This window comes from Sphingobacterium kitahiroshimense (assembly GCF_025961315.1).
GTDB lineage: Bacteria > Bacteroidota > Bacteroidia > Sphingobacteriales > Sphingobacteriaceae > Sphingobacterium > Sphingobacterium anhuiense.
This window is the reverse complement of the sequence record NZ_JAOQNK010000001.1, coordinates 5471145-5485711: the sequence shown is the minus strand read 5'-3', so window position 1 is coordinate 5485711 and position 14567 is coordinate 5471145. Positions and strand designations below refer to the sequence as shown.

At 39.3% G+C, this 14567-nt stretch carries 6 protein-coding genes; all 6 read right to left on the bottom strand.

The annotated features are described in order from the left end of the window. Nucleotides 1-82: 82 nt before the first annotated feature. On the bottom strand, nt 83-2323 hold the full coding sequence (locus M2265_RS23485) for an alpha-L-fucosidase (protein WP_132770226.1): 2241 nt from the start codon (nt 2321-2323) through the stop codon (nt 83-85). Nucleotides 2324-2591: 268 nt separating this feature from the next. Then, a complete protein-coding gene (locus tag M2265_RS23480; protein WP_132770227.1) occupies nt 2592-4568 on the bottom strand; it encodes a RagB/SusD family nutrient uptake outer membrane protein in 1977 nt (658 codons plus the stop codon). Between the two features lie 11 nt (nt 4569-4579). Further along, the gene (locus M2265_RS23475; protein ID WP_207902426.1) at nt 4580-7801 is read right to left on the bottom strand and encodes a SusC/RagA family TonB-linked outer membrane protein; all 3222 of its coding nucleotides are present in this window, start codon (nt 7799-7801) and stop codon (nt 4580-4582) included. A 289-nt stretch (nt 7802-8090) separates the two neighbouring features. After that, nucleotides 8091-10889 (bottom strand): sugar-binding domain-containing protein, encoded by a 2799-nt coding sequence (locus M2265_RS23470; protein WP_207902427.1) that lies wholly within the window; start codon nt 10887-10889, stop codon nt 8091-8093. Between the two features lie 358 nt (nt 10890-11247). Beyond that, the gene (locus tag M2265_RS23465; RefSeq protein WP_132770229.1) at nt 11248-12018 is read right to left on the bottom strand and encodes an SDR family NAD(P)-dependent oxidoreductase; all 771 of its coding nucleotides are present in this window, start codon (nt 12016-12018) and stop codon (nt 11248-11250) included. Between the two features lie 84 nt (nt 12019-12102). Further along, a complete protein-coding gene (locus M2265_RS23460; RefSeq protein ID WP_132770231.1) occupies nt 12103-14526 on the bottom strand; it encodes a glycosyl hydrolase family 95 catalytic domain-containing protein in 2424 nt (807 codons plus the stop codon). Nucleotides 14527-14567: the final 41 nt, after the last annotated feature.

The following is a 14567-nucleotide window of genomic DNA, read 5'->3' as shown; positions in this document are numbered from 1 at the left end:
ATTAAGATAAAAAACCAATAAATATCAAGCGTATAATTGATATTTATTGGTTTTTCAAACATAGACATTAAATGTAAATCGGTTATTCAATAAAATCCAGTTCAGCTATAGTAAGAAGTTTTCCTCCTCCAGTTATTTCTGTCGATTCAATTGTGATGTATCGTGCTTGGATATTTTTAGAAAATCGATGTGTGCGCTTTGTCGGATCATTAATTAGATTTCCAAATTCAAATCGTTCAGCATCACTCCAATTCTTTCCGTCATTACTGACTCTCACCACGCCTTTCGCCATCATCCCTTTGCCGTGTTCTTTTTGTGGTGTATAACTAAATGCTGTTAAATTATACTGCTGTCCAAGATCGATCGAAATATGTTGTGCAGCGCCATTATCATTAGATTGCCAATACGTTTTTGGATCGGCATCGAAAGCCATCTTTGCATTATGTTTAGCAACCTCACTGCTATTATCGATAAGTTGCCACTGTTTTTTAGCAATGCCGATTGTTTCTTCTGCAACCGCACCGACCAATTTATCAGCACTGATTGCTACAGCTTTTATCTGACCACCTTCTACAGCGATCGGCTGCGTATACACAGGCGACTGTGCTGTAGGCTGACTGCCATCTAACGTGTAGTGTATTTTAAAATTGGTGTTTAGATTTTTAAGGATATCCTCACCATGGGGTTTCCATCCAAATTCACTCTTCAAAGGAACAATAGCAACCATACCATCTACACTGCGATTAAAGACCAATTGCGGAGGTCTTCCCGGAGCATAATGTGCGGCAACGTTACTGACAATCGGAGTTGCTCGACTCTCCAATACGCGTATACGGAATTTATCCGACGTCACTTCAGGGAAACGAAGAATACGTTTATATCCCACATTAGTCGCATGCGCAATCTCTTTCCATTGACCATCAATCCAAGCATCTACAGCATGCTTTTCAATACGCTCTCCATTTGTACTTACAGCTTCTTGAATAACAAAGCGATTTATTTTTACAGGTTTTACTGTTGTGTAAATCAGTTCCGGATTTTTATCCGACAACAGGGTAAAAGATTCCATATTGTCATCCAATGTTTCTTTGCTTCCTTTTGCTCCCCGCAAAAGATTCTGACCATAAGTTTCTTTAATACGGCTTCCTACTTCATGTAGCACCTTAACGTCTTCAGGTGAAAATTTTCCATCTCTATTCGGCGGAATATTCAGAAGAAACGTAGAATTACCGCCGACCGATCGTTCATAAATATCAAAAACGTCATCTGTGCTTCTCACTTTCTGATGCGTATCGTCTCTATAGAACCATCCTTCTCGAATCGAAGTATTTGTTTCAGCCTGTTGATAATGTAGGTATTTAGCTTTTAAAACCTTAGCCCTACTTCCTAAATCTTCATCTGTAAGATCGAGAAAATTCTGAAGCCCTGCGGGATCCTCGTTGTAAGGAATTACATTCCATTCTGTACTTCTAGTATTGCCAGATTCATTTCCGCACCATCTGATATCTTCTTTTCCAAAAATTACGGCCTCCGGAGCCAACTTTTTAATCAATTCACGCCAAGCATCGTAATTATATTTTTGACCACCTTTTGTCTTCGGATGTGCACCATCAAACCAGACCTCGTGTATCGGACCATATTCCGTCAATAATTCAAACAGTTGGTTTAAGAAATATTCGTTGTAATCGTCTACCTTAAAATTGAACTTTGTTTTATTTTTAAATGGTCTTCCTTCTACTTCACGGGGAATTGTTCGTTGCGTGTATTCGCTTAAATTACCATAAAGCCCTTCAGGACTTTCAATTTGAAAAAGATCTGCTGGAGATAAATATACCCCCAGTTTTAATCCATACTTCTTACAGGAAGCTGTTAAATCTTTCAAGATATCACCTTTTCCTTCTCTGAATCCAGTAGACATAATACCATGTTTCGTATACCTACTTTGCCAAAGCACAAAACCATCGTGATGCTTCACCGTAATGATTACTTTTTTCATACCCGCGGCTTTCATTGCCTCGCACCATTGGTCGGTGTCCAGATTTTTGAGATCAAAGATCTTCGGGTCTTCCATACCATTTCCCCATTCCATTTTAGTAAATGTATTGGGACCAACATGGATAAAAGCAATAAATTCATTTTTTAAAGCCTGGTATTGATTTGCTGTAGGCACAACATGAACGGCTTTCCTTAATATATCTTCAGGACTATCGGTACTCTTAATTTCGTAAGTATTCTTAACAGGTATTTTCTTACTATTCACTTGCGCATGACCATATATAGAGGCAAACCCTAACATAGATGTCAATAGGATAGATTTATTCATAATTCTAATAATTTGATTAACATAGTTATTTAGATTTTGAATAATAGTACTGAGCATTATTCAATGTGCAATTTACTTTGTACTACTGGAAAAGATGAATACTAAATTAACGTATACTAAGCCTATATTACCATTTTAAACTTAAACATCAGACACAAGGAAGCAATTCGTCGAATAATCGTTATACAATAGTTCAAAAAAAAATCTGCTATTTCCATTTTATTTATACAATAAAATGGAAATAGCAGATTAACAACCGGAAATTGATCTATTTTGCTCCAAGCCCTGCTGCTGTTGGCCAGCCAGGATTCTGGTAAATAACTGAATTCGCTACCGAACCATCTGTTGAGGCAAGTTGAAAATGCTGTACCGCGATTGGTGACAAATAGTGCGCTAAAGTAAACCGTACTCCGTTATAAGAAAGCATATTCCGGCGAATTTCATGAGGACGAAGATACATACCCAAACTCGGGTCAGATACAATAGCCTTTGGTTCATCGGCACCGTAAACGAGTTGCTCTGGTTTATACCAACTCTTCATAGGTCCCCATATTTTGAAACCTTCAAAATGATCAGCTTTGCTAACCAATTGATCCATCGAGCGCCAGCGCTTTAAATCCATCAAGCGTAATCCTTCAGCCATCAATTCATTTCTTCGTTCTCTTCTGATATTATATAAGGTCGGAGAAATCAGATTTCCAGCAGAATAAGCACCCCAATCCTTTACCTCCAATCCCATCTGAGTTGCCGCTATTGTTTTCTCAAAATCTACATCAACCATTGCCCGTTGACGGATCTTTTGCCAATAGTTTCTTGCAGTCGCATCGATGCTACCATTTTTTTCATAAGATGCTTCTATGTAATTGAGGTAAGCTTCGGTTGCACGGAAATTAATACTTCCAGTAAATCCCATACCATTATTCGTCTGTTTTCCATCATATGAAATGCCTTTTCGAATGGTATAACCAGAAATATAACGTCGTTCTGCTGTCGTTTCGCCGATACTTGGATAAGGTTCAATGGGTGTACCATGCGTTCCTGCCCCCAGATTTAAAAGAACATTTTTTTGTCCTGGTTCTTTTAAAAACAGGTTCAATCTACCATCTCTCTCCTTCCGGATATCGGCAATATAATCGTCGCCATGATATCCAGACCCTGCAGCATATATGGGTAATCCATTTTTCATAAGGAAACTTTCCACCAAGCTCCGCGTTAAACCAACCGCATAGTTACCAAGTTGCGCATACACAGGAACATTATGTGTTACAAGACTTTCACTGTACTGTCTCCATAAAAGAACTTCACTATATCCTGCCATATTTACTGCTCCAAACATCGAAAAGTAAGGGTTTTCGTTATTTGGTGATTCAATAATTCCAGTGTTGGGCACCAGATCGATTTGATCTGCCACCTGCTTAGAGGCATCCATAGCTAGAGAAAGAAAATAGTTAATTTCACCATCGATGCTTCCTGTTGGATAAGTATATGTTTGCGTATACGCTTTCGTTTTTCCTGGCCAATCAGCACCATCAGGAACAAATGCCGTTCCTTTGAAATATTTCAACCAAGTTCCTTCATTTAAAGCAACTCGAGATTTCAATAATAACGCCACATTTTTAGAGATACGTTGCTTCGCACCATCTATTGATGTGCTTTTCAATAATGTAATTGCCGAATCTAGATCCGAGATGATAAACCGGGCAACTTCGGTGCGTGGATCTCGCTTTGCTGCTTCGATCAAAATTTGTGGATCTTTATCATTCATTGCATTTCTAATAATCGGAAAATCACCTAATTCCTGTAATTTCTGAAAATAGATATATGCACGTAAAAAATAGATCTCACCAATGTAATGTTCAATATTTTGTTGATTTCCCACTATTGTTTTAGCCTTCCATTTTGGTAAGACGCTGTTCAGGAAAAAGTTCATCTGATAAATGTTCGAAAACTCCCAAGCACCACCCTCAGTATCCACTCTCCATTCACCGGGAAGATATCGCTTGTTTATATCTGGAGATATCATATTATCCGTTCCAGCATCAATTCCAAATGTGCCGAAACCCCAACCGGAGTGTGATGGAAGAATATTAGGATATTGGCCTATAGCATAACTTGCTAATTGCGATTCTTCATTAAGATATTTTTCTGGGATTATCTGCGAAGGGGGTGTAATATCGAGATAATCATTGCATCCTGCTACCATCCAAAGCGGTAGCACTAAAGTAAGATATTTTAGTAATTTCATGTTTTTTTGAATTAAAATGTAAGACTTAACCCTGCTGCCCACATTTTGGTAAGTGGGTAAACCGTACCACTGGAACCTCCATCTATGGTTTCAGGATCAAACATTGTCGCGACATTTGATTTTTGCCATAAATTTTCACCAGACAAATATATCCTTCCCTTTGAAATACCGATTTTCTTCAGCACATCAGCACTAATCGTATAACCGATCTGAATATTTTTAAGTCGGATATAAGCTGCATTCTGTAGGTACCGTGTTTGAACCTCCTGATTTTTATTCGTACCAAATATTGGACGCGCATAATAAGCATCAAGGTTTTCACCAAACATATTATCTCCAGTTCTAAAATAATCCATATGTTGGGTTAACCCTGTAGATGCCCAAATATTAGAGGTGGCACCCCAAAAATAATAACCCGGTTGCCATACATCACGTTTGATTACTCCCTGTAAGAACATACTGAAATCGAAATTTTTATAATCAGCCCCAAAATTGAACCCAAAGGCATATCTCGGTGTACTATTTCCGATTACTTTACGATCCCCAGGCTCCGATTCTGTCCAAGACCCAAAATCAATTTTACCATCATTGTTCAAATCTTTGTACATGATATCACCGGCTTCCCATTGACTTCCAATGACAGACTGTCCGCCGTTAGGTAAGCTATTTAAATGACTTTCCATTTCTTCCTTAGACTTGGCAATCCCTATGGTTTCATATCCCCATATTTCACCCAACTTTTGTCCTTCTCTATAGCCTCCGTTAAATGAACCAGTTAGATTTGGATACCTTGTAACCGTAGAAGTATAATCCGACAGTAAAAACTTAACATTATATCCAAAATTGTCCGCAATTTTATCCCTCCATCCTAATGTTAATTCAAATCCATTCGTTTTTAAATCTGTATTATTCGCTTGAGGCACCGCAGTACCCAAAGTATTGGACAGTTGTGGTGCTGGTCCCACCATATTCAATGTTTTTCTCTGGAAAACATCAAATGAGCCAGATAACCGATTGCTTAATAAAGCAAAATCAACTCCCATATTTAACGTTTTAACCGTTTCCCATGTCAGATTTGCACTCACCAATCCTGCTGCAGATGCCGTATTTGGACGCTGATTATTAAGAAGCCAACTTCCGGATGCAATACCGACGGGCATTACAACATAAGTTGGGTACCAAACATTGGTATTTTGATTTCCTAGTTCACCGTATGAGGCCCTAAGTTTGATCATATCGATGTATGATCTTGTATTCTCCATAAAACTCTCCTTAGCAAGATTCCAACCTGCAGAAAATGATGGAAAGAATCCCCATCTACTGTCTGCTCTGAATCGAGAAGATCCATCATAACGCATACTCGCTTCCAACAAATACTTAGAATCATAATCATAATTAAACCGGCTAAAAAATCCGGCCGATGCCCAATCCTGATACTGACCAGATACTGTAGGTGCCTTTGGCTGTCCACTTGGATCTGTGCCTGAAGTCAAATCAATGACAGGTTGTCCAATAATCATGATACCATCTCGAGAAGCATTTAGGTCACGATAAGCTGCGCTTTCGATTTGGAAACCAGCCATTCCTTTAAAGTTATGCAGGTTCCAATTACGGGTCAACTCAGTGTAGGCATTGATATTATAATAGTTTTCTTTATAAGCGTATTCCGCTACATAAGAAGAATTTTTATAAAGAATCGGATTTCCTGCGACATCATGGTTATAAAGTTGGTTTGAAAAAGTATTATCAAAACGGCTCGTAATCCTATAAGTTGCAGTTCCGTAGGTTTTCCAGTCTTTAAGGGGTTCGAAAACAAGTTGCACCTGTTGTGTATTGATATCTTTAACGGTCTTATAATCTCCCCCTTCTAACATCCCCATTACCGGTGAGGGTGAATTATAAAGAAATCCATTTGGATCCTTATAAGGTAATGTAGGCCAGCCCTGACGGCCTAGATTGTCATAAAAAGAATTATTAAGATCCGTTGGTTTTTTAAAATCTTCACGAACAAGTCTTCCTATATAATTTAAGTTTAGTTTACTGGATATTTGCGAATTTATCCTTGCTGACATCGAATATCGCTTATAGACATCCGTATTAAGCGCCATTAAACCCTGTTGATCCAATAAATTGGCAGAGACGTAATAGGTTGTCTTATCGCTACCTCCCGCAAGACTTAGGTTATGCTCATGTCCAAAAGATTGATCTTTATACATCAGATCAAAGTAATCCACATTATCATTGCCCTTCATATATCCATCGGCCCATTGTGCAGGATTGGTAGGATTAGGAATAATACTCGTACTAATTTTACCTTCTTGAAATTGCTTGATGCGTTCCAGATGTTCTTGATCAAAATGGGGGGCGCCGTTTCCGTTGACTTGTGCTTGATTAAAATAATTTGCAAATGAATAAGAGTCCATCGTTTTCAATGTTAATGCAGGCGTACTTATCCGTAAACTATTATTGTAAGAGGCTACAGGGCGACTCCCTTTTTGGCCAGACTTAGTTGTTACAAGTATAACACCAAACGCCGCTCTAGACCCATAGATGGAAGCGGTACTCGCATCCTTAAGGACAGTGACAGTTTCGATATCTTGTGGATTTAAAGCAGTCAATGATCCCTCCGCTCCGTCTATTAAAACTAAAGGAGCTGATGACGATTGTCCTATTGTACCACTTCCGCGAATATTTAAAGAGGGGTTACTTTCCAGAGAACCGTTATTTTGAGAAATATTCAATCCTGGAGCAAGGCCCTGCAGTGCCTGCAGTGCATTCTTAACAGGTCTATTTTCCAATGATTTTTTATCTACAACAGCCACCGATCCAGTCAAATTAGTTCGTTTTTGCTGCCCAAAGCCAACAACTACAACCTCATCAATCATATTATTCTCAGAAGATAATGTAACTGTAAATTGGGTTTCTTTACCAACAGCTATCTCCTGCTTGATGTAATTAATATAAGAAAATTGTAGCATCGTTTCTTGATTTGGTACGTTTAGCTTAAAAGCACCATTTATATCCGTTTGTGTTCCGATTGCAGTTCCTTTTGCCCTAACGCTCACTCCTTCCATAACAACACCTTGTTCATTACGTACTACCCCTTGAACCGATATATTATTTTGTGCTTGAACACTAATTGTTATGGCACAAAAAGCATTAAGTAAGGCTATTTGATGCCATTTCGGGACAGACAGCCGAGTTGCCCAGAGACAACATGTTATTAAATTCACTTTCATTATTGATTTGATATTTGGTTCAAAGCAAAAATAAAAGAGTATAGGTTCGTAAAAATGTAAGAAAGAATTAAAACGATGTAAAAACGGCTCATTACTAATGAGGAATAGGTTTAGAGAAAAGAACGAAATTCCAACTGCTCGAAAGTAAATAAGGAAATCAAAAAAAACGATCAAGTAGAAATGCTACTTGATCGTTTTTAAAATTATATTTAAAATAGATTTTATTCATGGACTAAAAGTCAGAAAAATAGTACGATCTATTTTCCCCCTCTATAGCCTTTTTTTAATAAATACTCTTGGGATCTGTTTTCAATTGATCTTTATCTGTTTTAATCATCAATGCTTTAATCTGCTCCGGATTTTGAATGGCTGTTGGATTAAATTGATTGCTATTCATATAATCCAGCGTAGAGATCAACAATTGCTTTGCCACAAAACGTTCATCCAATTTTTGAGATAGATCTATTGAAACCAACATTAATTTACCCTGACCAACTTTCGCTTCATAAGCCAATGCCAATTTACGGTTATTAGCAAAGTTATCCACCATCTGAATTACTGATTGACCACCTGACAATGAATCAACGATCATTGTTGTGGAATTGATATTCAGATCCCACCATTGCCAATTGGTATGCAAGTCTGTTGGAAATTTTTTAAACATCGCGTGATTAGGATCAACCAACATTCCCATTGTTCCCGCCTGTTTAGGAAAATGAACCGGGCTCCAGAATACAGGTACAAATTTTCCTTCTAGTCCTTTTATCTTTTTCCAATCCGGATTCAATAAGACCTTTTTCCCTTGATTCAGCAGTACAAATGCTTCATTCACATCTCTTGTGTAATGCACATCGCCATATGAAACTTTTTCTGATTCAGGATATACCCAGATATCCCATTTATTGGTATATGCAGTACCTTTCAGATCAACTTCCACAGACAGTTTTGATGCCGTCGGTACTTCTCCCAAATCAAACTGCAATTGTCCAATGCCTGCATTGTATCCATTGGAAAGATTACCAACAACTGTTCCGCTTTTTAAGAGTTTTTCTCCTTCTTTGATCCGCCATACGATTTCCTGGTTTTTAAGTATTTTGCCACCATAATTTGATACCGCGATCTGCGCTTCAAATCGCTCTGAGTTCGTGTACGTGGCCTTTGGAAAATGGAGTAAAGGAACAATCGGCGCATTAAACTGGCTGAAAGTTTTCGCATCAATCACACCCTTACTATCCCAGAAAGCATCAAGCAATCCAACCAAAGCCGTTCCCTGGCCAGGAAAATCATGCAGATCCAACAATTGAAAACCACTGATTCCACCCGTTTTAAGCGCTCTTTCAATTTCTTCTTTATACAGTATTGCTGCTAACTTTCCTGAGGCCGCTGTGAAAGCCGCTGCTTGACCCAACATCCCTTTCTTTTCCAGATCATTTTTTACCGCCTTAAAATTGATTGGCTCCAATACACCCGTATATTTATCAATCTCTTTCAGATTAGGGTATACTGCGTATTGACCGATTTCATGGGTTACAATTGGAACTTGAAAATTCGCTACCGCTTTTTCATAATTTGTATTAAATGCCGGTGATTTCGAATTAAATACACCCTGTCCCCTTACCCAACCATCTTTCGTATATTGGGTAATCAGAAAATCGTCATTATATTCAGGTCGATCTCCATGCCCACTTTCAAACGTGTAAGATGTATTAGCATACAGATGCCTTTTATCAACCGATTTCAATGAATCGACCAACTTATTTAAGGTTTTCATATCACCCTGCAACTCATTACCCATACTCCACATCATAAAAGAAGGATGATTACCATATTCACGAATCATACGGCTTGCTTCCTGGTATAAAAATGAAGTCATTCCAGCATCTTGTCCGATCGTTAAAGACCATACCGGAAGCTCTACCTGCAAGTACATCCCGATTTCATCCGCAACATCAAATGCAGCCTTTGGCGGACACCAAGAATGAAATCTGATGTGGTTCAAACCCCATTCCTTTGCCGTCATAAAAACTTTCTCCCATCCCGCTTTATCCATCGGAGGATGTCCGGTTAAAGGAAAAATATTACATTCTAAAGTACCGCGCAGGAAAACAGGCATGCCATTCAATTCAAAAGCATTGCCCCTTGATGCAAATTCGCGCATACCAAAACGAACATTTTCCTTAGATTGATGTTTTTTGGTTTTCAAGAATACCTCGCAAGTATACAGATCAGGAGTAAACTCACTCCACGTCTTCACATCACCTGCAATCGGATATTCGTATTCCAGTTCTGTTACACCGGGATTCAAAACAAGTTCCTTGTTCGGGTATATTTCATTTTTAGCTTGCTGTCCAATCTGCACATTAAGGGTCCCCTTAATTGCCTTACTATCAAAATTATGTGCCTTAACCTTTACGCGAACTATTTTTCGAACTAAATCAGGAAAAACCTGTAAATCGGAAAGGTTAACCTGATCTAATGCCTGCAGACTAATTTCACCGATAACACCATTCCAGATAATCTGTGTATGATCGGTATAAGCATGTCCCATATTATCAGTACTGATATCAAAAAGCTTACGGTTGTCCACTCTGATTGTAATCTGTTGCTCTTTTCCCGCCTTTAAATAAGGTGTTATATCATAAAAATGAGGGGCAATTAGACTATTTTCCTCCAATTCTACCTTTTGACCATCTACCCAGACATTTGTTTTCCAGATTGTTCTTTCCAGTTTTAAGATCACCCTCTTCTTGTCCCAAGCCTTGGGTATAGCGATAGCTTTACTATACCAGGCAGAACCTAGATACGCATGTTTACGTGTCAAGTGTGACACTTGTGGTTTTTGAAGAGCGGGCTTTAGCGTATTTGCAGTTCCCAAACCAGCATCATCAGTCGTACCCGGTAAAAGCATGGACTGCTTAAAATATTGTGTCGGCCACCCCTGCTTCTCGCCAATATCCAAAGAATCCAATGCAACCGACCATTTGCCTGAGAGATCCAGTTTCTCCTGCGCATAACCAACAGCACCAAAGGTCAAGCCATTTAGAAGCAGACCATAGCGAAGAAAGTTTTTAATTGTTATCATAGTTTTTGTTTATACCTTATTCAACATCGTGTATTTAACACAATCACAAATTTAGCTAGGAGACAGCGGTATAGACAATAGACAAAATGCTCAAAAACATGTAAAAAAAAAGGAAAGTTCACCGATCCGGTATATGAACTTTCCTTTTTTTAATACCACACTGAAAATATAAAAACTTTTTATTGATTCTAATTCAATAAAAATATCATTCCAAAAAATAAGTACGTAATCGATTCTTAACGCACCAATTGACAGCAACAACCTTTGTTTCTCCGAGCCAGAGTTTCAACTTGAATTTGGAACCCCCAGGCTATCTCTATTTCCTGCTTCATCAATAAGATTAAATACACGGTATACACTATACATTTCTTCTGTAACCCAGCTCTGCACCACCGCTCACGGGTAAATTAACTCCCGTAATAAAGCGTGCTTTATCAGACAATAGAAATACACAGGCATCAGCGATCACATCACCTTCAGGGCAGTAGCCCAATGCATGAATATCTTTCAAAAAATCAAAGACATTATCGGGATCGGCCTGCTCCTGAGCCCATGTCTTAAGCATGGGCGTCATCACTGCTGCAGGAAGCACAGTATTAACCCTTACTCCATCTTTTGCATAGTCCAGCGCCATTGATTTAGTAAGTGCATTGATGGCACCTTTTGTCGCCGAATAAGCCGCATGATTTTCCTGTCCGATCTCTCCCACCAAACTCCCTGTATGTATGATACAGCCTTTCGACGCTTTTAAATGAGGATAACCATGACGTGTCGTCAACAAGATACTCTTGATATTCACATTCATCAAGAGATCCCACTCATCATCTGTTGTTGTATGCAAAGGTTTTGATGGGGAACCCAATCCGGCATTGTTATGAATAGCATCTAGCTTTCCAAAACGGGCTATTGTCTTTTCTACACTCTCCCTTACACCCTGATCTTGAGACACATCACAGCAAATCCCTAGATGCTCACCACCTATTGTTTTTATCGTTTCCGCAACACTCAGCTCGTCCAATCCAATGACAGCGACATACGCCCCCGCTGCAACATACGCTTGTGTGCAGGCCAATCCAATCCCCGCTGTACCGCCGGTAATCAAGATTACTTTATCCTTCAATTCTTTCATTGAACTCGATCTTTTTATAGCTATTTATTATTAAAAGCCCATAAGCTTTTTCTTGTCAACTTTATGCCAGTACCGTGATCACGACTATAGCAATTTCTGTAAATTAACGCTTTTTCCAGGAGTCAGTTTGACTTCAACTACACGACCCTTATATTTCACTTTACAGGTAGTAGCGTATTTTGCTTTGACAAAAGCAGACTTCAATTTACCTCCTTGCCAATTCATATCCACTTCGACAGCTCCTCGAGCCTTTAAACCTGATACTTCACCATCACTCCAGCCTTGCGGCAATGCGGGTAACAATTCTATAAAATCTTCATGACTTTGCAAAAGCATTTCAGCCATTCCTGCGATCACACCAAAATTACCATCAATCTGAAAAGGAGGACAAGCGTCAAACATATTATAATATGTTCCACCACCGCCATCATATTTTGTATTCATATCTCCAGTCGGCCTCAACTGTTTATTCAACATCGTCAATGCACGATCACCATTATGCAACCTTGCCCACAGTGCAATTTTCCAAGCGTAGGTCCATCCCACACCATCATCACCCCGTTTTTCTAAAGATTTCTGTACCGCCTTAGCTAGCTCCGGTGTTTTATTCACCGTTATTTCGTTACCCGGATAAAAAGCAAATAGATGTGACAAATGCCTGTGAGCAGGTTCAACTTCCTCAAATTCATGTGCCCATTCCATTAACCTGCCATCGCTTCCTATTGTTGGTCTTGCCAAATTCCCTTTAGCCACCTGTACTTTTTTCACAAAAGCATCTTGCTCACCTCCCAAAATCGCAGCTGATTTAAGCGTATTTTCAAAAAGGTTAAAAATAACCTGTTGATCATGTGATGGGCCCATACTGATCTGTGCCACAGAACCGTCAGGAGCTTTAAATGAATTTTCAGGAGATGGAGAAGGACCAGAAACTAAAAAGCCAGTTTTAGGGTCAGCGACCAACCAGTCCAAATAAAATAGACAAGCCTCTTTTAAGATCGGATAAGCTTTGGTTAAAAAAGCTTTATCCTTTGTAAAAGCATAATGTTCCCAAATATGTTGCGCTATCCAGGCGCCACCACCAATGTGCATGCCCCAGCTCGCACTTTCTCCAGGAGAAGTATACCCCCATACATTTGTGATCGGGTGCAGGGCCCAACCCGACATTTGATATTGTGTTTTTGCAGTCTTTTGACCCGGGGCCACTAAAGAAGCAATCAGGTCCATCAATGGTCGATGCGATTCCGATAAGTTTGCCACTTCCGCCGGCCAATAATTCATCTGAACATTGATATCCGTATGGTAGTCACCATTCCACGGAGTCTGTATTTTATTAGCCCAGATTCCTTGCAGATTTGCCGGTAATCCACCATCTCGTGATGATGATAACAGGAGATATCGACCATACTGAAAATATAATGGATACAAAACCTGTTCATTCCCAGATTGCAAATTACTAGCCATCAAGGTGTTTGTTGCTTGATCATTCTTTGCATTTCCCAATCGAAAGTCCACTCGGTTCATATAAGACGAGAAATCTTCTGTATGTCTCTTTTTCAGAAGCGGATATTTTTTAGACACAATCTTAGCCACGATTTGAGCATGCTCTTTTTCAAAATTTGGATTAACAAATGTTGGATATTCCTGCTTATAATTTGTCTTAGCCGTCACAATCAGAGTCAATGCATTTGCCCCAGTAATCTGGATCGCTTTACCTAATGCACTAATTTTTCCGCCTTCCAGCACCGGAGTGACCTGCGCAATATATTTCATTCCATCTCCTCCTTTACCGTTGTCCATCGTTCCTGACATCTGCAGCCTATTGTCAACCACACGTGTTTCGAACCTTTCCGGTCGATCCAGGTTCAGAGCAACCTGAATTGCTCCGGGACAATCCGCAGTCAAACGAATGACAATAGCCTGATCCGGATGACTAGCAAACACTTCCCTCGTAAACTTGACGCCATTCTGAATAAAAGTTGACCGCGTTATTCCGCTCATCAGATCCAGTTCGCGATAGTAGTTTTGATATGGTTTATCCGATCCAAAATCTAACCGCAGATCACCTAATGTCTGAAAACAACCAAAAGGCACGTTTGCCCCATTTCCGGATCCAGATCCCTTACCCTTCGTTATCTGTGTTTTATTCGTTAGCGCTGTCGCTTCTTTGTATTTTCCTTCAAAGAGCAATTGCCTAATTTTGTTGAGTGCGTTCGGTGCATCAGGATTATCGCCATCATCCATACTACCGCTCCATAACGTCATCTCGTTAAGCTGTATACGTTCATGGTTAACATCGCCAAATACCATAGCTCCAAGTGAACCATTACCTACAGGCAATGCTTTCAGCCATTCGGGATCACTTTCCCATCCATTTGCCGCATCTTTAACAAGTGCATTAGCCGGACTTTCATACCAAATTTTATTCCTTTTTGCATCCTGGGCTTTCAAAGTCGAAATACCAATACAAAAAATTAGTAAACAAGCAGCAAGTTGCTTTGTATTATTCATTGCAATTATTAGTTATGAGTGTCGGTTTTAATTGGTAAAAA